16 protein-coding genes are annotated in these 21,297 nt (G+C 41.4%); 8 read left to right on the top strand and 8 right to left on the bottom strand.

The window, feature by feature from the left end; genetic code table 11:
* Positions 1-29: 29 nt before the first annotated feature.
* Entirely contained in the window at positions 30-440 is a 411-nt protein-coding gene (locus FSB76_RS24340) for a plasmid mobilization protein (protein ID WP_147058030.1), read from the bottom strand.
* 168 nt (positions 441-608) lie between these two features.
* Positions 609-1,520 (bottom strand): CHC2 zinc finger domain-containing protein, encoded by a 912-nt coding sequence (locus FSB76_RS24335; RefSeq protein ID WP_158642971.1) that lies wholly within the window; start codon positions 1,518-1,520, stop codon positions 609-611.
* A 497-nt stretch (positions 1,521-2,017) separates the two neighbouring features.
* Here FSB76_RS24335 and FSB76_RS24330 point away from each other — a divergent pair, with 497 nt between their 5' ends.
* The 4 genes from FSB76_RS24330 (at position 2,018) to FSB76_RS24315 (ending at position 5,906) form a co-directional block, all read left to right on the top strand.
* The gene (locus FSB76_RS24330; RefSeq protein ID WP_147058026.1) at positions 2,018-2,824 is read left to right on the top strand and encodes an SDR family oxidoreductase; all 807 of its coding nucleotides are present in this window, start codon (positions 2,018-2,020) and stop codon (positions 2,822-2,824) included.
* 98 nt (positions 2,825-2,922) lie between these two features.
* Entirely contained in the window at positions 2,923-3,489 is a 567-nt protein-coding gene (locus FSB76_RS24325; RefSeq protein WP_147058024.1) for a hypothetical protein, read from the top strand.
* A gap of 358 nt (positions 3,490-3,847) precedes the next feature.
* The gene (locus tag FSB76_RS24320; protein ID WP_147058022.1) at positions 3,848-4,735 is read left to right on the top strand and encodes a polysaccharide lyase; all 888 of its coding nucleotides are present in this window, start codon (positions 3,848-3,850) and stop codon (positions 4,733-4,735) included.
* A gap of 667 nt (positions 4,736-5,402) precedes the next feature.
* On the top strand, positions 5,403-5,906 hold the full coding sequence (locus tag FSB76_RS24315) for a hypothetical protein (protein ID WP_147058020.1): 504 nt from the start codon (positions 5,403-5,405) through the stop codon (positions 5,904-5,906).
* A 26-nt stretch (positions 5,907-5,932) separates the two neighbouring features.
* Here FSB76_RS24315 and FSB76_RS24310 read toward each other — a convergent pair whose 3' ends face one another.
* The 6 genes from FSB76_RS24310 to FSB76_RS24285 form a co-directional block, all read right to left on the bottom strand.
* Entirely contained in the window at positions 5,933-6,325 is a 393-nt protein-coding gene (locus FSB76_RS24310; protein WP_147058018.1) for an Arm DNA-binding domain-containing protein, read from the bottom strand.
* Between the two features lie 707 nt (positions 6,326-7,032).
* Entirely contained in the window at positions 7,033-8,610 is a 1,578-nt protein-coding gene (locus FSB76_RS24305; RefSeq protein WP_147058016.1) for a RagB/SusD family nutrient uptake outer membrane protein, read from the bottom strand.
* A gap of 24 nt (positions 8,611-8,634) precedes the next feature.
* A complete protein-coding gene (locus FSB76_RS24300) occupies positions 8,635-11,829 on the bottom strand; it encodes a TonB-dependent receptor (RefSeq protein WP_147058014.1) in 3,195 nt (1,064 codons plus the stop codon).
* Between the two features lie 139 nt (positions 11,830-11,968).
* Positions 11,969-13,003: a FecR family protein gene (locus FSB76_RS24295; protein WP_147058012.1), complete on the bottom strand. Its 1,035-nt coding sequence runs from the start codon at positions 13,001-13,003 to the stop codon at positions 11,969-11,971.
* Positions 13,004-13,080: 77 nt separating this feature from the next.
* A complete protein-coding gene (locus FSB76_RS24290) occupies positions 13,081-13,620 on the bottom strand; it encodes an RNA polymerase sigma factor (RefSeq protein WP_147058010.1) in 540 nt (179 codons plus the stop codon).
* Between the two features lie 199 nt (positions 13,621-13,819).
* Positions 13,820-14,689 carry a carbon-nitrogen hydrolase gene (locus tag FSB76_RS24285; protein ID WP_147058008.1) on the bottom strand — a complete coding sequence of 290 codons (870 nt, stop codon included), beginning with the start codon at positions 14,687-14,689 and terminating at the stop codon, positions 13,820-13,822.
* Positions 14,690-14,933: 244 nt separating this feature from the next.
* Between FSB76_RS24285 and FSB76_RS33000 the strand changes: the two genes are divergently transcribed.
* The 4 genes from FSB76_RS33000 (at position 14,934) to FSB76_RS24265 (ending at position 21,287) form a co-directional block, all read left to right on the top strand.
* Positions 14,934-15,461, top strand: coding sequence for a DUF420 domain-containing protein (locus FSB76_RS33000; RefSeq protein ID WP_147058006.1), 528 nt, complete (start codon positions 14,934-14,936; stop codon positions 15,459-15,461).
* Positions 15,462-15,537: 76 nt separating this feature from the next.
* Entirely contained in the window at positions 15,538-16,137 is a 600-nt protein-coding gene (locus FSB76_RS24275) for an RNA polymerase sigma factor (protein WP_147058004.1), read from the top strand.
* 230 nt (positions 16,138-16,367) lie between these two features.
* Positions 16,368-17,579 carry a FecR family protein gene (locus FSB76_RS24270; protein WP_147058003.1) on the top strand — a complete coding sequence of 404 codons (1,212 nt, stop codon included), beginning with the start codon at positions 16,368-16,370 and terminating at the stop codon, positions 17,577-17,579.
* Positions 17,580-17,732: 153 nt separating this feature from the next.
* A complete protein-coding gene (locus FSB76_RS24265) occupies positions 17,733-21,287 on the top strand; it encodes a SusC/RagA family TonB-linked outer membrane protein (RefSeq protein ID WP_147058002.1) in 3,555 nt (1,184 codons plus the stop codon).
* Positions 21,288-21,297 lie beyond the last annotated feature (10 nt).

Genomic DNA, 21,297 nt, shown 5'->3' with positions numbered 1-21,297 from the left:
AAATTCGCAGCAAACAAGTTCTCACTGAACTAAACGCCGGTCATCCGGAATACTTTGCGCAGGCTGACATCCAATGCTTGTTGATTTTTGAGGTATTGCTCAAACAAAACATTAAACCGCTCGATCACAACAGGCGATAACATACCTCGCTTTTTCAGGATATTCGCATATTTTGCCAGCTGGTTAATGTTATTGCCGCAGCGTCCCATCTCGGCACCCAGCTGATCCAGTAAAACGATCAGTTCCTTTGCATTCACGACCAGCAAACCGGCATTGCTTAATAGCCGCTGCCTGACCAACTCTGTTTTGGTCAGGCCCAATGTTTTCTCCAACTCACAGATGATAGCATATTCGTCTTCGGTAAAGCGGGCATCAATCTTTTTGCTCCTTTTACCGGCTATCATCTGCGGCCTGCCCTTTGTTCTGCCTCTACCATTCATCAGAGTAAACGAGTTGCGAGTTTACGATACTCCCTGGTCTTCGCGTAGGTACGGAGCGAAGTCCAGGGCAAGATTGCGACTGGCTGGCAAAAAACGAGCGGAGCGGTTTTTTGTCGGACAGGAGCACATCTTGCAAGGGGAAAGACCAAAAGGGAACTTGTTCGCTTTTCAGCGTTCCAATTGATAACTTCTTCGCTCGGCGACGATCAGGTCGTTGTAATCGTTGTAATCTTTATAGATACCTGAACGGTCGATTGCCCGGGGGATGGCGGCCTGGAAATCAAGGGTGGCCTGCCTGCCTGATGGGTCATTGTCAAAATAAAGCGAAATGTCCTGGAACTCCTGTGCTTTCACTATGCCTACCTGAAGAAGGGAAATGGAATTTAAGACCAGTACGCTGTCCGGTGCGAACTTGTTCTCTGTGAGCCAACTTAAATAATTAAAAAATCCCTCGAAAACCGATAGTCGTTTTTCCGAGTTGGGGATAAAGCTAATGGCTTTGTGACCTAAACAACCTTTGAAATACAGGTTGCGGATTTCCCATGCTCCCTGTTCGTTTTGCCAACCTGCTGCAAAGAACTTATTCCGCTTTTTATCGTCATCCTCTACGTAATAATAAATTTCTTTGAGCCTACCTTCCGCCACTTGACCCACGCCCCGGCTTTCCAGGTAATTCAGGATGGCGGGATTGCTGCCGAGGTCTTTAATATCCAGTATCTCATAATTGGGTGCTTTTTCAACAAGGGGCTGTCGTTTATAATTAAGCGCCGCAGATAAAACCGAAACAGAGCCATCGCAGGTCAGTGCGATCTTTTCCAAGACTTCCGGGAAGGACAGACCTTTCCAGTACAGCAAGCCAAAATCGATGATGTTGCCGCCTTTACCTTCGCCAAAGTCATACCAGGTGCCCTGTTTATCGTTGACAGAAAAAGAGGGCGTGGTATCAGAATCGCGTAACATACTTAAATAAAGTTGTTCATTGCGAACGCGCTTGACCGGCACATAACCCAGGTGTGTTAAAAGGTCTACAAGAGAATAATTTTCCTTGATCTCGCTGGCTTTTAATTGATGATTTTCCATAATTTCGAGCATAAAAAAAGGGGCACTATGGCCCCTTCAGGTGTTTATATATAATTCGGAACTACTCACGTCGTATTCTACAATACGGCCTCTCGGCTGCCAATGCGCGTTCGCTTTGTTGATATTATCTCAGCTTCGCAAAATTTCCATTTTTCAGGTGGATAATGCTTTGTTCCCCGATGTCAAAGACCGTAGAATCAGGAGAACTTGTTCTTGCCTGATCGACGGTACAAAGGTTCGAAGGGTGCATATTTTTACCGGGGTCCTTAAAGGGTCTGACCCTTAAATAATTATTAATGAATTGATTATCAATAAGGTGTTCTATAGTAGGAACAGGAGCATTTTTAGTGGCAACTGCACTGAGTTCTGTCAAATACCTTTAAAATCTACAAGATTTGCTTTGAAATTTACAGTCTCGCAACGTCCAATAAACTGATATTTACTGTCAAGGATAAGCTTAAATAGTGAAACCAAATTCACCTTAAAGAGATATACTAATGGAAAAAGTAATTTTTATCACCGGCGCGTCTAAGGGATTTGGACGTGTTTGGACAGAAGCTGCTCTGGAAAGGGGTGACAATGTAGTAGCTACTGCAAGAAACATAAGTGCTTTAGATGATCTTGTCAAAAAATATGGCAACTCCATTTTAACATTACCCTTGGATGTTACTAGTAGAGATTCGGCCTTTAATGCGATTCAGCAAGCCTATTCACATTTTGGCAGGCTGGACGTCGTGATAAACAATGCTGGATATGGACATTTTGGAGCAACTGAAGAAGTATCAGAAGAAGAGGCACGTGCTCAGATGGATACCAATTTTTTTGGTACGCTGTGGGTCACGCAGGCGGCGTTACCGGTAATGCGAAAACAGAAAAGTGGTCATATAATTCAAATTTCCAGCATTGGTGGAGTCATAGCCCTTCCAGTTTTAGGAATTTATCATGCATCTAAATTCGCAGTTGAAGCATTCTCTGAATCACTTGCTGCTGAAGTTGCTGAGTTAGGTATAAAAATTACACTGGTAGAGCCGGGTGGATATGAGACGGATTGGCTTGGAACGTCATCTAAACAAAGTAAACCACTTGAAGCTTACGATCAAATTAAAGAGAGTTTTAAAAAAGTAATGGGCAGTCAAAGTTTTGACCCTAAGAAAACCGGCCCAATAATGTTAAAGTTGATTGATGAGAAAAACCCACCGTTACGACTTTTACTTGGTGACGTGTGGCCAATTCTAAATCGGGTTTATGAGGACCGCAGGAAAGTTTGGGAAGATTGGCAGGATCTTTCTATTTCCGCTTCATAAGGATACTTTAAAACTTACGCAATTATAAAATATCGTGCTGTCCTTTTTGACTGGTTTGTCGAATTTAATAAAACTTAAAAATCATTAAATAAATATTTATGGATGTAAATCAGATAAAAGAATCATCGGTTGGCCACTGGGAAAGTATCGCTCCTGAAATCCGTCCAAGTAGCCTTAAAAATGAAGAGGGGCTATTGAAACCGTTTTACCTGACCCGGAAATTTACCCTCAATGAGGATGACACATTTGAACTTATTGTCACAAACCTTGCTGATCCTTATGGTAAAGTTCTGATAGCCAATATGGCAATTAGAGGGCACATTGAATGGCTCGGCGATCATCCGATCGCCCCCGGAGCCCAGAAGGTTAATTTTACTGCTGATATCTCTTATGTCGTTACTCCCAAAGCTCAGGGATTTGCTGACGTGCTTAATAAATATACGCAATGCTTTGCAGAGTGGAAGGTTGACGAAGGACAGGATATTATAAGAAAGGCTTTTCCACCGTTTGGATTAGCAGAAGGGCAACTATTTAAAGAGTACGACCTGACCTATGTTTTAGGTGATCTTTTATTTTGGGGAGCACGAAATGTTGACGGAAGAGGTTTTGATATAGAAGAAAACCGTCCCACGAACCTGCAAATTCCCTTACTAAGACAAAAGTAATTGAAATACAACTACCGGAGCGAAAGAATTTCAGCTATGGTGGCCAACCCAGGTATTAGCCCCTGATTAAGTCCTATATACTTGTGGGGCTTTTTCATTGAACTTATTTTACTGAATATATCGCCGATGACTGAACCGATTTAAGAAGGAGGTAAAAAATAGGGTATCATCTTTAAGAGAATGTTATTCAACAAGTTGCCTGTAGCTATCATACGACTTACCGTAAACAGAGAAAACTATTTTCCACGCTGGAAGAAAGGAGACTACAGTACTGATGCGGCTAAGTCTAATGCGAGGGTAATGTAATTTGTTTACGTTTAAAATAAACCAATTTATAACCAAAATTTATTAATCTATCATGAAATCATCCTTATTAAAAACCAGCCTGTTCACTCTGGTTGCAATGGCGCTTTTAGGCAGCTGTAAAAAAGACGAGAGCGTCGCTCAAAAACCCGAACTACCAAAAGAAGAAGCGGTTGCAGCTTCCAAACAATTGTCAGTAAACGCTATAAATAACACGTGGACCATTAATTGGGATAACAGGGCCAATGGAGCTAATTATCCGCAAAGCCTCGCTAATGCCGACTTTGGCAATACAAATACCTGGTACGGACAAGGCGGCGCATATACAACCAATGGCAATAACAGTGTTGGTGTCAGAGTAACTCTGGTGCCTAATTTGGACGATGGCGGCGGTTTGATCTCCAATACTCAACTCGGTAACGGAACTGCCTATGAGGCCGACTATGACGTTAAGTTTCACAGCCAGTTTAACTGGGGAAAAGGCGGAAAAGTTGGCTTCGGTTTTGGTATAGGCGACCACAATACGGGGGGCGACCCAGGATGGGATGGTAATGGAGGGACGCTCCGCCTGATGTGGTATAATAGCGGCTCGCGCGTGTTTTTCCAACCTTACCTTTATTATAAAGATCAACCGGGAACATTTGGTGATACTTTCGGACGATCATATCCAAGCAGCGGCTCTTTGAATAAAGGCCAGTGGTACCATGTACATCTTTATATCAAAAGCAATAGTGGCAGCAATACAAACGGCCATGTTCAGATCGTTATCAATGGTTCGATTATACTTGACCAGGATATTCGCTGGACCACTAATGATGGTAAACGATTAATAGATCAGTTAACCTGGCATACCTTCCGTGGCGGTAATGACTCATCGTGGTGGACCAATACAACAGATTATATTTACTATGATAACCTGGTTATTCATCGTATAAGCAGTTAAAATCATATCTCATTATCTGCCAGCAAAAGGGTTTGCAATTGCAAGCCCTTTTGAGTTTTTAAAAGAGTATATAAATATTTTTATTGGTAAATTGGCAATTTGAGGGATTTAGATAGCCTTTGTAAACATCTTGAGGCAAGCCCCCTGCTCCATAAAGATTTGACCCCGAAGTTTTAAGGAATTACGATTATTCAGCAAACCTTTTCGCCATTCTTTTTTTTGCGTAGCACTTTTCTTAGAGTGGCTCGAACTTATTTTCTTGTAAAAACAGAAGCAAAATAACGAAGCCCACTTTTATTTGTTGATTGGAATATAGTGGGTAGATGTGTAGCTACTTTATTTAGGCGGTTCGAGCCCAGTCTAGGGGGCCTGACGTATCATTATATATTCCGGAGCCCTTGATCAATGCATTCCGGAAAAGAGTTCAAGTAGTTACGGTAGACTTTGACCGTAGAGTGTTCGGCAAACCTGTTATATTGCTTAAAATCATAAATGATCTGCTGATAATATTGAGAGAATACAACATGCTTCTGATAAAGTTGCGCGTTTCGTCTCATCCCTATCATATTTCGCGCAAAGCAAGATATATGATGAGGTGTGTGCGATGAAATTCTCTAAATAAGGGAAAAAAGACGATGTTAGTATTTTAAGAATCATTAAATAAATCATGAAGATATTAGAGAAAGCAGAAACAATACTCGAGTATAAAGTGAATGCTGGTCTAGAGGGGATGAGTTTGGCAGCTTCCCATGAATACACTAGTAGTTATGATTGGCGTACTACGACCACTGGCTCTTACATTTTAACCAGGCATTTTAAGTTTTCCGCAAATGTCAAAGAAAGCGATATCATGTTGATTTTTTACCAAAGTCGTCTCGAAATTGAAATTAATACGGAAAATGAGGAAAAAGACATCGAGGAAATTGCACTTGTGGTAAAAGAATCTGATAAAACTATGGTTGATTTTATAACTAAAAACAGCCTTTCTTATTCACCTGTAATTGGTCTAGAATATTACAATTTTGAAGAATTTCCGTTTATCAGCGTGAGGAATAGCTATCAAACACTTAAGAGTTTACCAGCTTTCGACGAAGAAACCGATGAGGTTAAAAAAATGAGATTGTTTATGTCGAAAAAGGGACAAAATCTTAATATTAAGTTCAAAGATTGAAGTCCTATCAAAATACCAAGACAGGTTCATTTCTCCAATAATATCGACACTTCTCCGAGATTTTCCACATAAGAAGTGTCGATAATTTCCATCAGATATCGGCTTTTTTCTTCTTTGCCCGTGAATTGATCTCTTAAACTTTCGGCTGTGATGATTTTTCCTGCATCTACTAAAGTTTGATGTGCCGCTTTTACCTTAGTTTGTAAAGATTCTAAGTATTTATTCAGTGCCCGGATGTCTTCTTTTGTCCCTATCCCCTTTCCGGCACGGGCATTCCATCTTGTAGGGTCACATTCTCTGCCAGCTGAAATTTCTGCACGTTTGCCGTTCACAGTGATACGCATGTAGATAGCGACAGTACCGTCCTGGTAATTTTTTTGCTTCTTTAAATAAAAGAGCAAATGGAAGTTGATTTTCATAATAACAAGCTTTAAAAGTTAAACAAAACTAGGCTTGCTATCTTCTTCTGTCAAGATGTTTAATTTTTGAACATGTTGACTATCAATTATTTGAATCGAATTCGGTGAGTAGTTATTTCCCATTTTAGTACTCACCGAATTGCTCACTTTTTTGTAGTGAATTGGTGCATAAAATGGCGTTTTGGCTATAAAGAATAACCCTGCAAAATTTTGATTTTCAGGGTTTTACCTTCTTTTGTTATTGATCTTAGTAGCCCGTAGGGGAATATTACGCTCAATACAGGCTTTTGGAGAACACATTTAGAAAAGCCTTCAATGTATTTCAAAACACCTTACTAACCGGGTTCCTGCATAAGCCTGAAAAATGGCTTCGTGAATATTTTATCGTTTTCACAGAGAGTTTTTTTTAAGTAGTCATCCGATCATTGCTAATATACGACCTGCCTTTTTTCACTTTGAGAACGGTTGGTTAAGCAAATTAATTTAATGTTATATATCCAACTAAAAATCTGAGTATTTTCTATGTATTAGTTTAATAAATACATCATAGAGGACAATTTTGATCCTTCCATTTTCCAGGCTGAAATCTATCACCTTCTTTTCAGGACTGACAATTTTGCGGTATTGAAGTTTTGTAGAATCGCAGTAAGACTAAAAAGCTGCCCCGAAAACACGGGACAGCTGAGTTTATTAAAAAGGGGGTATTATTAATAACCGATATTCTGTTTAAGCTTTGAGTTGAGAATAAGCTCGGCAGATGGGATTGGGAAAAGGCGTTTGTTAACGTCCTTATCAGTTTTGTAACCCCATGACTCTTCATATTTGCCAAAACGGATCAGGTCGTTTCTTCTCCAGGTTTCCCAGTTTAGCTCACGTGCGCGTTCCTGTAACAGGTTAGGCAGATCAACGCTGCTCCAGGTAGCTGCCTTGCGTTTAGCCCTTAACTGGTTAACCAGCGATAAGGCGGTTTCGCCATTGGTTACATTAGCACCTCTTAAAATAGCTTCGGCTTTCATCAGTATTACATCGGCATAACGGAAAACCGGTACGTCGTTACTTTGATTACGGTCGGTAGCGGTAACATCAGGATAGTATTTGTTATTGCGGATGCCCTTGGCTTTGCCCAGCTCATCGCCGCCAACCTCGAAGGTAGGTACATCAACCAGGGTAAGGTCGGGTGTAAAGGTTAACTGGAAATCAACCGGGGCTGTAGGGTCGGGGCCGCTGTATGACGCGTCCAATCCTTTTTTAGTGGTTTTAATGATGATGGGGTTACCGGCAAAATCATATTGCTTACCGATAAGCCAAAGGCTGGTACGGATATCGTTAGGATCGTTAAACTGCGCGTAGTATGATGGGATAGTGCTGCATGGGTTACTTAAGCGGTATGATAAACCATATTTAGCCTGCAGGGCCGGGTGCAATGAATACCAGCTAAACTGCTCAGCCTGTGCCTGCGCGTGATCATAAGGGATAGCGAAAATGAATTCTTTAACCTTAGGGCCGTTGTCTGGGTAAAACATTTTAAGATAATCATCCTCCAAACTGTATTTGCCCGATTGCATGATGTTATCACACATTTTAACGACATCATTATAGCGGCCTGTGCCGGTGTAAACTTCGGCATTCAGGTACATTTTAGCTAATATGGCATAGGCGGTAAATTGGGTTGGCCTGCCGTAAGTGCTTTGATCAACTACGATGCTCAGGTTTGGGATTACCTCGTTCAACTCTTTTTCAATAAAAGCAAAAACATCTTTACGGGCGGTAGTAGCAGGTTTATCTGCAGATCCGAATGAGGTTACTACGGGTATATTACCGTACAGGTCCATCATAAAGAAAAACACCATGGCACGGGTAGCCCTCAATTCGGCAATGGTAGTAGCTTTGGCGGCGTTATCTGGCGATGTAGCAAAAGTAGCGATGATGCGGTTACAGGTACTGATGGTACCAAAGCCCCATGTCCAGGCATCCTGCACCTGTGGCAGGTCGGCATTCCAGCTGTGATAATGCAGTTGTTGATAGCGGCCGCCATCGCGCCAGCCACCGGCCCTTGCAGGCATAATAGCCTCATCGGTACTCAGGGTTTGCATTTGCCAGTATGATTGTGCAAACGATCCTCTCAACTGTGCGTAAGCCGCTCCCGAAGCCAGGATAAACTGCTGCGGTGTTGTAGGGAAATTTTTAGGGGTTAATTCGGTTTCAACAGGCACATCAACTTTGGTGCATGATGATATAGTGATGGCCGCAAAAAATATGGCGCAGTATTTATAAATAGTCTTCATGTTGATCTTTTTATGGTGTATGATTTAAAATGATGCACTTAAACCGAACAGGAAAGCTCTTGTGCGCGGGTAATAATTTTTGTTATCGATGCCCGGTGTAAGCCCGCCTGATGAAATCTCCGGATCGATCCCCTTGTAGCCGGTTATAACCGCCAGGTTATTACCCGATAGATATACATGCAGGTTGCGGATGCCCGGGGTAAATTTTGGAAAAGTATAACCAAGCGTGGCATTGTCCAAACGCAGGTATGAGCCGCTTTCGATATAACGATCAGAGTATAAATAGGCATTCACATCTTTAGGCGATTCGTTGGCCGATGATGCGGGCAGGTTGTAGCTCCTCACATCGCTTGTACGGTTCAAATCGGCAAGGGTAGCGTTCAGGATTTTACCGCCAACCGAGCCGCGCACAAATACATTAAGATCAAAGTTGCCATAAGTAAAGCTGTTATTGAACCCAAATACTAATTTAGGCTGCGCGTTACCGGCATAAAAATAATCTTTGGATGTTGGAGTGGTGGTAACGCCGCCGCTACGGCTATAAAACTGCGATACGCCATTGGCATTTTTACCTGCATATTTGTACAACAGGAACTGGCCAACCGGATAACCCGTTTTCAGGATTTGTACCTTGTATCCTGATTCGCCCTGGCCGCCCGGTTCTGCCTGTGGAATGGAATCAAGCTTAAAGCTGCTGTTTGACAGCGATACCAGCTTATTCTTGTTGTGTGCGATGTTAACAGAAGTATTCCACTTGAAGCTGCTTGAAGCTACGGGCGTAGCATTAATGGTAACCTCGTACCCTTTGTTAGAGATTGAGCCCACATTAGCCGTTAAGGTACCTACAAAATACTGAGTGGTTGATACCGGGTAAAAGTAGATCAGGTCGTTGGTTTTTTTATCATATGCTTCGATAGTTCCGCTCAACCTGCCGTTAAATAATGAGAAATCCAGGCCTAAGTTATACATGGTGGTTTTTTCCCATTTCAGATCAGGATTGGCATTTTGCGAAGGGCCGATAGAGTTGGTGAACACGCCGTTATAGTAAAAAGCACCTGCCGAACCATATTTGATCTGCGAAATCAGCGGGTCAAAGCCCAGCGAGTTACCTGTGATCCCGTAGCTGGCCCTCAGTTTCAGATCATTAAACAAATGCTGGTTTTTCATGAATGATTCTTCAATGATTCTCCAGCCCAATGAAGCCGAAGGGAAGGTTCCCCACTTGTTGTTAGCCCCGAACGCCGATGAACCATCGCGCCTTAATGATAACTGCACCAGATATTTGTTATCATAGCTGTATTTCGCCCTGCTGTAGTATGATATTAAACGCAGTTTTTGATACAGGTTTGGTCCCCAGTCGGTCCTGAAATCGCCGGCAGGTGAACCAAGGCCAATATTCAGGTAACCGATATCATCAGTAGGGAAATTACGGTTGTTGGCCTGGAAGCCGTCGCCGTTTACATCCTGCTGTAAGCTGTAACCTGCTAACACGTTAATGTCGTGCTTGCCTGTGGTTTTGGCATAGGTCAAAAAAGTTTCGCCTACTTTACGGGTGTTTTCAAACGACGAACGATAAGCTTCGCCATGAACGCCCTGATCAAGGGTATACTGACTGTTGTAGTAGGATCCGCCGTTAACCTGTTCATTTTGGGTTGACAGGCTGATGTTGTAAGTAAACCCCAAAGGAAGCTTCAACTCGGCGGTGGCATTTATTAAACTCAGTTTACTTTTGGTTTTTTGATAGGCATCGGCCAGCAAAGCCGCAGGATTATAGTACTGTATGCGTTGCAGGTTTTCTGTGTAAACCCCGTTTTGCATTACCGGTACCGTTGGCAGGTAACGCAGCATGTTATACAATACAATGTTTTGATTGGGGATGATATCTGAGTTACTGGTAGCATTGTTTACCGATAAACCCAGTTTTAAACGGTCATTAAAAGCCTTTTGCTCCACCGCCATTTTAGTAGTAAAACGGTTGAGCGCACTGCCTTTCAAAATACCTTTATCATCAAAATAATTAACCGAGGCGCTGTACGTGGTTTGATTAAAACCACCTGTAAGGGCTACGTTGTGGTTTTGAGAGTAAGCTGTGCGGCTTACCTCTTTTTGCCAGTCGGTATTGGCTCCTTTTTGATCAGATGGATCAAGGGCCAGGCCGTTTTTACTAAGGTAGTCACTCAATTGTGAGGCATTCATCATTTTAATGCTGTTGGCAATTTTTTCAACACCTGCATAGGCATTGTATGATATAGCGGTTTGGCCGCTTTTGCCTTTTTTAGTAGTGATGAGGATTACGCCATTGGCTGCACGTGTACCGTAAATAGCGGTTGCAGATGCATCCTTTAATACATCAATAGTCTCAATATCATCGGGAGCTACGATCCTGTAATCGGCACCGGCTACGCCGTCAATGACATAAAAAGGCTCCTGTGCCTGGCCGGTACGCAGTGTTGAAGGGCCGCGTAAACTGATTGACGGACTTTCATTCGGGTCGCCGGAGCGAGTGATATTTAAACCGGCAACTTTACCCTGCAGCAACTGGGCCGGGTTACTCAATGCGCCTTTATTAAAATCTTTATTTTGAACAGATACGATAGAGCTGGTAAGTAACTTGCGTGATTGTTTACCATAACCTACTACTACCACTTCTTTTAACGCGGCCTGATCTGGTTTTAAAGATACATTGAGTGTGCCACCCGAAACTGCAAGTTCCTGCGACTGGTAACCGATGAATGAAAATACCAAGATATTGTTTTCAGCAGCCTCAATATGGTAGCTGCCCGAGTTGTCAGTTACGGTGCCATCGGTGCTGCTTTTGATCCTTACCGATACGCCAGGCATAGTTTCACCTGTCTGTGCATCGATAACTTTGCCGCTAACCCGCAAGAGCCTGGCGGTGGTCTGTACATATATGGTTTGGTCAACCCTTTTGAATGATAAACCAGATTGTTTGGCAATCTTTTTTAATACTTCGTCAACAGGCTGGTTATTTTCAGAAAGACTGATCTTTTTGCTAAGCTCTGCCTCTGTCGCATTGTGTATAAAGCGTAAACCGGTTTGTTTTTCTATTAAAGAGAATACTTCCTTGATGGATTTTTCGGAAACATTGATGGTACAACTGATAGAATCAGATGGGCGGTTTATATTGGCTGCACTGACTTGCAAAACCGTGCACGTCAAATAAATCGCACTTAAAAGCGAGAATATGTATTTTTTCATATTTTTGAGATTGTTAATACTAAAATGAATTGGGTCCTTTGGCGAGGACCTGATTACGGAGCAGGTGGTGTGATCTGATCATACTGCCTGTTTTTGTTTTATGCTTTCTTTATTTCATTAAGTTTTACCTTTCTTGTGTTTAGTTACATTTACCGGATATGATCATGGTATTGCCCTGCATTTTCCATGATATATCCGAAACCATTTTGATCTGCTCCATCACTTTACTTAGCGGGATATTATCAAAAGTGCCTTTCAGCTTGCAGCGCAGCAAGGTGCTGTCTTCCAGTTGTACAGGTACGCCGTACCACCTGCTCAGTTTTTTTGCGGCATCGGTCCAGCTATCGTAGTTAAATACCAGTTTATTTACCTTCCAGCCGGTAATATCTTCGATTGTAAAATCGGTCACATGGGCCTGATGATCATTTTGGGAATAGGTCATTTGTTTACCGGGGTCAAGGATGATGCGTTTGGACGGATCGTTATTTATATCCACCTGAACCTTGCCCTGTATCAGAGAGACAATAATATTGCTGTCGTTTTGGTAGGCCGATACGTTGAAATGTGTACCTAATACCTGGGTGGCAACCTTGCCGGTATGCACAATAAATGGCTTTTGCGGATCTCTTTTTACATCAAAAAACGCTTCACCATCTAAATAAACTTCACGCTTCTCATTGTCGAAGTTGCCGGCAACTCGCAGTTTACTTGCTGCATTGAGGGTAACAACGGTACCATCCGGAAGATCGATCTTTTTCATTTGGCCCGCAACCGTATGTGTTTCGATGAGGGCAAATGTGCCGGCTGGTTTGTTATTTATTCGGGCGTTATAGAACCAAACAACTCCGGTTAATATCAATACCGATGCTGCTATTGCCAGTACTGGCCTTAGTTTTACAATTTTGGGATTTTGGTCCGTGCCTGTGACTTTTCTTGGTGCCGTGTCCAGCTGGTCTATTTTCCTATTGAGGCGATACAGCGCGTCATTAGCCCTGTTACCGTTATTGGGAACCGGCTTTCTGGCCGACCAGATCTCGGCTATATCTTCAAATGCTTCAGAAAAATCCTTATCCGTTTGAACCTTTTGCAGCAAATACTGGGTCTCCTCCTCAGTTATTTTCCCCTCCAGGTAGCCTATGATCAATAAGTAATGATGCTCATCCATGTATGCCATTTTGAGGTAAGTGTCAAAAAAGGCACAATCTGATTACATGATTTTACGATTTAATATAATGGTAATATTGATGTTGATTATTTAACAGAAAGCAGGCGCTTCCTGAAATAATTTATAGCGCGGTAAATATGGGTTCTGACCGTGTTGACGGAGATGTTTAAAATTTCGGCAATTTCATGGTGCTCAAGCTGGTGCTGCCAGTTCATTAAAAAAACGACCTTACCCTGTTCCGGCAGCTCCTCTGCAAATCGTTCGATCATTTTGAGGCGTTCTTTTTTGACCAGTATTTCATCAGGGTGAAGGTGATCACTTATAGCTTGGTCCGACGCATATTCTTCAGGCAATAACTGTAATTTTTGGTTTTGACGCTTTAAAGCATAAACCTTGTTTTTTACAGCGCCGTACAAGTATGATTTCAACGAAGTGTGAATATACAGGCGTTCACGTTTTATCCAAAGGTCCAAAAAAACATCAGCAACGATGTCTTCCCCATCATCGTCACCTATACCTAAAAACCGGCAAAAATCCGACAATAATGGGTAATATCTTAAAAATAAGGAATCAAATGCTTCCCTGTCATCCGTTTTAACTTTCGACAGTAACTCTATATCCTCCATTTATCACTTTGTCAGTTAGGCAATTATATAACAAAGCTGTTACAATACTCCGCTTTGTAAATTAAGTTATTGTTAAAGTTTATATATGCGAAGAGTGGTCCACCACAACTCATAAAGATTGCTTCCGGCATACAGACCTTACATTTTCAACTTTCCAATTGGGGATTGCATTGTTTCCTCGTAACAACGTGTTTTTTAATTACTCATCGTCAAGAAATATTTTGGTAATTGGCTGATAAGAATCAATACGGCGATCCCTCAAAAACGGCCAGTGAGTACGATAATAATCAGATTTATCAAAATCCAATTCCTTTACAATAACCTCTTCCTGATCCTGAGTTGTTTGATGAATAATAACACCAAACGGATTCGCGAAGAATGAACCTCCCCAGAATTTTACACCAGCTTCATCGCCTACACGATTAACGCTTACCACGTGAATACCGTTTGCCACTGCGTGCGAACGCTGGATGATTTGCCATGCGCTGTACTGCTCAACATTGGTAGCTTCATCCTGTGTGATATCCCAGCCGATAGCAGTTGGGTAAAACAATATATCGGCACCCATTAATGCAGTAATTCGGGCTGCTTCAGGAAACCATTGATCCCAGCATATCAGCACGCCAACACGAGCAAATTTAGTATTGAATACTTTGTAACCCAGGTCTCCAGGGGTAAAATAAAATTTTTCATAAAAGCCCGGATCATCGGGGATATGCATTTTGCGGTATTTCCCCAGATAGCTACCATCAGCATCAAGCACGGCAGCGGTGTTATGATAAACACCATGTGCGCGTTTTTCAAACAATGAAGCAATAATCACTACGTTAAGCTCGCCAGCGACTTTTGATAACTCATCGGTTGACGGACCGGGGATAGCTTCGGCCAGCTTAAAATTATCGTAGTTTTCTTCATCGCAAAAATAAAGGGTGGTAAAAAGTTCCTGTAAACAAACGACTTGCGCGCCGTTTCTTGCAGCTTCCCTTACTTTAGCAATTGCTTTTTGCAGGTTCTGCTGTTTATCAGCAGTACAAGTCATTTGAACTATACCCACATTTACTTTACTCATTTTCCTGATTTTGCCAATTAAAGATCACTACTACTCGATTGATGCCATTGTAAATTTCAAAGGCGTCAATTCAAAAATCAACGTACACTTATTTTCAACGGCGTTCGGCAGCCATTAGAGCTATAAAAATATAAAAAAACCATAAAAAACATACTAAATAGTATGTTTTAATTTATATTTGACATTTTAGTTCTCCTGATTTTTATTCAAAAACATATTTATGTAGGTCGCAAACAATTGAAAAATGTCAATCAAAAATTACAAAACACTCACTTGGATCTTAACAATTGCCATTAACGGCTTAATCGCATTGTCCTTCTTCTTGCCCAAATTTAGTTCCCTAAAAGCCTATAATTTTTCAGTGTTACCACAACTTAATGCGGTACTCAACGGACTCACTTTTATTTCACTAATTTTTGCTTTGATTGCCATTAAACGAAAGAATATGTCCATTCACAAGCTATTTATATTCTTAGCTTTTTCCTTCACTTCCTTTTTCCTAATCTCATACTTAATATATCATTTCACTACGCCTTCAACCAAATATAGTGGAAGTGATCTTTTTAGATATATCTACTATTTCATTTTATTAACTCATATTCTTCTTGCTATCATAATTGTACCACTGGCGCTAATATCGATTGGCCTTGGACTAAATAATAAAATAGTGGAACACCGCAAAATAACCAGATGGTCAATGCCGATCTGGCTATACGTAAGTTTAACTGGTGTAATAGTCTACCTGATGATATCCCCTTTTTATTTAAAATGATAATGGTTAAATCAAAAAGGAAGGATCCAGATTACTCTGGGAACCCTTAATAAATAAAGAAAAGGATTAATAATTAATGGTTAACACACCCCGAAATAATAAAAGTATTGAAAGCGATCTTTTTATTCGCCTGACTAAAGGAGATTCCTCCGCATTGGAGGATCTAATGAAAGCATATTTTCCTATGTTGTGCCGTTATGCCGAACATTTTACACATGACCCGTCTATGGCAGAGGATATTGTTCAGGAATCATTTATTCGTTATTGGCAGTCAGGCGGGGCTTTTAAAAATTTGGACGGTGTTAAAGCTTTCCTATTCACTGTTACTAAAAATGGAGCACTAAATTCGATTAGGGGACGGAAAAGGGAAGAAGATAAATTATTAAATGCAGCTCGTTTGGAAAGCCTTGCCGTTGATAGCATCGATGGTGAAATCGTGAAACTTGAATTCCTGGCAGAGATTAACCTTTTTGTTCAGCAATTGCCTGAAAAAATGAAAGAGGTTTTCCTACTGAGTTTTGAGGAAGGGCTAACTATCGAAGAAATATCAAATAAGCTTAACATTAGTCGTAAAACTGTACGTAACCAAAAGTATAATTCCTTAGTATTACTCCGAAAACAATTTGGCCATCTTGGAATTCCGCTACTTTTGGTCATTACAAAAACACTGAAATAATTCGCCGTTTCAAAATATCGGTTGGTCCTAAAGTTTTGGGAGAGCTCACTCAACAATCAGGTGTATTAGTCTCATCTATGCTTCAAATGAATTTATAGTCCGACAGCATAATAAGTATTTTTTTCCCGGGTTGTTAATATACACCGAAGTAATTTTTTCAAAAAAGTATAAATCGTTCTGGGACAAAGGCCTATTGCCGGTGTTTTTATTAAACTAAAACACCCAAGCCCTTGAAAAGTAAAAAATACGGATCAGATTATTATATATACATAGGCCACTTAATCTATAGGGAATTCGAAGGAGATAAATTATCGCCCAATGAGCAGGAAGACCTCCTGGATTGGTTTCGGGAAAGTGAGGATAGCCTTGTCCTTTATAACGAACTTAAAAACCGGAAGCATGTAATTGAAAACTTGAATGAGCTAAATGCGCAATACAATACCGAAAAAGCGATTCATCAGGTTTTTGCTGCTCTCGGAATTAATGACGGTAATAAATTTCGATATAGAAACCGATTTCGTTTTCAAAAAGCAATTGCAGCCGCCGCAGCAATTCTCATCTTTATTGGAGGTGGCATTTTCCTGTTCAGGCAAAGTTCTCACAATGCAGGAAAACAGGAGGCTTTATTAAATTCTTCTAAGGAAATAACAAATCACAACAAGGCCATACTTACCCTCGCAAATGGCAGCAAAGTTATTCTTGATTCAGCCAAAAACGGACAGGTAAGCAAGCAGGGTAATGCTACAATAATAAAACAAAACGGTAATCTGCTATATCATAAAGGCGTTGGTGATGATCCCGTTGTATATAATACACTAACTACGCCAAAGGGCGGCCAGTTTCATATAGTTCTTCCCGATGGAAGTAACGTATGGTTAAACGCCGCTTCATCGATTACCTATCCTACCGTTTTTAAAGGAAACGAACGCCGCATTAGACTTACTGGAGAGGCTTATTTTGAAGTAACCCATAACAGGCTGCGTCCATTTATCGTTAGCTCCGGCAGTACTGCCATAAAAGTGCTTGGAACAAAGTTTAACGTAATGGCCTATTCTGATGAAGCTCAGCGACGCACCACACTCGTGGAGGGTCGAGTTGATGTTAGCAACGGCATTTCCCATCAAATAATTCGGCCAGGACAACAAGCCATTACCTCCAACAGAAGTCCGTCCGTTATTATCGACGACAAAGCTGACATAGAGGAGGCACTAGCGTGGCGTGAAGGATTTTTCAAATTTAAAAATACCGATATCAAAACGATAATGAGGGAAGTCTCCAGGTGGTATGATATCGATGTTGAATATACTGCTCCCAATTTACCAGACCACTTTGGTGGCAGGATTGATCGGAAAATTAAAATTGAGGATCTGATAAAACTGCTGGAAGGAAACGGGATATATCACTACCGGCTAGTTGGCCGGAAACTATATGTCCTGCTGTAACTAATGGTGAGAAACGATCCTGGATTATTTATAAAGGGAAAATGAATTGCCTGGAATAATGCATTAACATCTTCAGGAGATTCGCTTTAGCAAAATAACTGACCTGGAAAGTGATTGCCAGGTGAATAACGAATAAAATCAACTCTAAATAAAATGAGATTAAACCCTGATGGGAAACAGCTTCCCGTAACGCGCGCTGCAGATTGGCGGCGGATTATTACATTTCTTCTGACATTTGCATTCCTACAGGTTGCTGCGAGCAGTCGCGGACAGCACATCAACCTTTCCTTAAAGGGTGTCCCTCTTTCGAAAGTTTTTGATGAGATTTCGAGACAGTCGGGGGTTTCCATTATTTATAACGAGGATCTCCTAAAAAGCGTGGGTATGGTTTCTATCATAGCAAAAGATTTAAGCATCGAAGATGCCATCTCTCTTGCAGTAAAAGGCAAAGGCCTTAAATACCAGGTTGAGGGAAAAGTTATATATATCCAAAAAATTGACGTCAAAGAAACTTCTTCTCAATCCCCTTCCAACCAAGACCAATCAAATGATAAGGTTACTGTCAGAGGAACGGTGAAAAATGAGAAGGGCGAATTAATTGTTGGAGCCACGGTTCAGGTCAAAAACTCCCAGCGGGTTGTCGTTACAGATGAAAAAGGAAACTTTGAAATTACGGATATAGATGATAATGCAATCCTTGTCATTTCAAACGTAGGAATGGCATCCCAGGAAATAAAAATCAAAGGGATAACAACTTTTAATATCATTATGCATAACAAAGTAAGTACGCTCAATGAGGTTGTTGTAACTGCTTTTGGTGTGGAAAGATCATCAAAGGAAATAGGCTATAGTACAGCCACAGTTAAGGGAGAGGACCTAACGAAAGGTAATACGGGTAATTTACTCAGCGGATTATCAGGGCGTGTATCAGGTTTAAATATTGCCACCCAAAGCGCTGATATGACACCACAGATGCAGGTATTGCTTAGAGGTATCCGGTCTTTCTCAACCACAAGTAATAACCAGCCTTTATTCATCCTAAACGGATCGCCGCTTTCCTTTGGCTCTGACCAGAATTCGGCAAATTTAATTCTTGACTTTATCAATAACATAAACCCTAACGATATCGACAAAGTAACTGTACTTAAAGGAGCGAATGCAACTGCACTATATGGCCCGGAAGGGGTTAATGGAGTAATCATTATCACTACGAAAAAAGGCCAAAAGGGTAAGCCGATCATTAATTTCCGGAGTGCGGTAACTTTTCAACGCATTGATTACAGAGCGAACAAATACGAACAACATGATTACGGAAGTGGAACAGGACAGGTAGACCAGAACGGAAATGGCGTATTCAGTGGAACTGCAAACAACGGTTGGGGACCAAGATATAACGGAAGCCTGGTTAAAATTGGCCGTCCTGACGAAAACGGACAATTCCAGGAGGTGACCTATAATCATAAAAATGACTATCGTCAATTCTTCAATGTTGCATCTACCGTCCAAAACAATTTGTCGATTTCCCAGGGAGATGAGAATTCAAATTTTTACCTCGGAATGGCCTATAACACTCAGAGAGGTGTTTTGCCGGGGGATAAGCGCAATACAATAAACGCGTTTTTAGCAGCTGGCAGAAAGCTGGGTATTTTTGAGGCACAATACCAGGTAAATTTCGCACGTGAACTGAGCGATTTAGGTCCGGAGAATTTTGGCCCCTCTGGCCCTACCTATATTCCTTTTTCAAAATACAAGAATTATACAAATTATGAGTGGGCAGATAACAATCATTATTGGTCCGACGCGGACTACCAAAGTCCATATCAGGCCATTGCAGGTGATCGATCCCATAAAACTCAAAATTCCGCGGTTATCAGTTTAAGCTTGACGGCTAAGCCATTACCATGGCTCACCATACGAGACAATCCCGGTATTGTTCTAGCTAATATTTATTCCAAACGTACTACAGCACCGGTTAATTTCTCAGATTGGGCAAAACAGAACGGTGGCTTTTTTAGGAATTTTGACCTTCTCGCGAGGCTAGATGAAGACAACCTGACAAATTCCTCAGTTAATAACCAGTTGTTGATTACAACTCTTAATAAATCAGGGGATTTTGATTTCAGAAATTTGATCGGTAATACGATTGACGAAAACCGTTATAAAGATGTTAGCGGTCAGTCCAGCGGTTTGTCCATTCCTGTTTACAATCTTGCATTTTCTGCCCAATACCCAAATGCCACTGAACGCTATGTACTTTCACGCCGGTATTCTTTTTTTGCATCATCCTCCATCGGCTATAAACAAAGAGCATTTCTCGAACTTACAGCACGCAATGACTGGGACTCCAAACGGGCTGCAGCGGGAAGGGGAAAAGACCTTTATATAGGCGGTAACGTATCTGTTTTGATGAAAGAATCGGTAAAGGCTTTGCAGCGCCTGTCTTGGTTATCTTTTTTGCAACTCCGTGGCGCTGTCACGACCACTGCAAACATGAATATACAACCTTTCCAGTCTGAACGAACTTTAGAAACGGCGGCTTATTATAACTATCCTTACACTACTCCGTCAGGCGGCGGATTAGTCGGGTTCAATTATATTCCAGGAAATCCTAACCCGAACCTGAAACCTGAGAAAATTTTAAGTCTGGAAGGTGGTTTTGCGGCAAGGTTATTTAAGGATTTCCTTTCCATCAATTTCGCCTGGTATTGGCAACACAACAATGGTGTGATTACAGAGTCGGGTACATCCTGGCTTAGTGGTTCGCCTACCATTGACAATCTGGGTGTACTGAATAATACCGGATATGAGGTTGACCTTAACCTGAACTCCATTTTAAAACATCCAAACGGTTTTGATATTAATGCCGGTTTTCACATTGCCATGAATAGTAATAAAGTGATAAAATTAGCGCCGGACTACAATGGAGTCTATGTTGTTTCGCGTCCTGGAGGACGAGACGGATTAATGGGTGTAGTCGCACGCGAGGGGCATCAGGCATTTGAATATTGGCTATATGATTACAAAAGGGATGCACAGGGCAGGGTCATCATCGATTCATCCACCGGCTACCCCATCTCAGACCTGCAAACCCCAGTCTATAAAGGAACGACGACCCCCAAATATGTTGGAGGGCTTACCCTGAATTTTACCTATAAAAAATTCGCCTTATCAACGCTTAGTGAATATAATATCGGAGGTCAGCATTATTTCTCCCGTGCAGAAAATATGACCAGAGCAGGTCTTCACGTTCTGACAGAATATAACGGCCGTCAATCCTTTGTATTCCCGAATTCGGTTTACCTGGATGCTAATGGGAAATCTATACCGAATACCAGTATCAAAACATTGGATGCTAATAGCTTCCTGTACAACACTGTTGCAAATGCGAGTGCAAATTTTTTAACCAATTCGAGCTTTTTCAAGGTGAAGGAAGTAGTTCTCAATTATGAACAGATTGTCAAGAGTAAGACGATCAAAAAATTGAATATAGGGATATATGGACGAAATCTATTCAACTTCTATGCAAAAAATAACATATACGGCGACCCACAGCTTATAAAGGGACCAGGCAGGTTCGACTCTGACCCTGTAGCGAGTAATTCAGTATATGGGAATAATTCGCAGGGAATAGCTCCCAACGCGGGTTCAAGCAATAGTACCCCTTCAGGCGTACTAGAGTATGGCGTTATTCTATCCACTAATTTTTAAATCCCCAAAA

Source organism: Mucilaginibacter ginsenosidivorax (genome assembly GCF_007971525.1).
Taxonomy (GTDB): domain Bacteria; phylum Bacteroidota; class Bacteroidia; order Sphingobacteriales; family Sphingobacteriaceae; genus Mucilaginibacter; species Mucilaginibacter ginsenosidivorax.
Note: the sequence above shows the minus strand (reverse complement) of the source record. Positions and strands in the feature narration are given on the sequence as shown.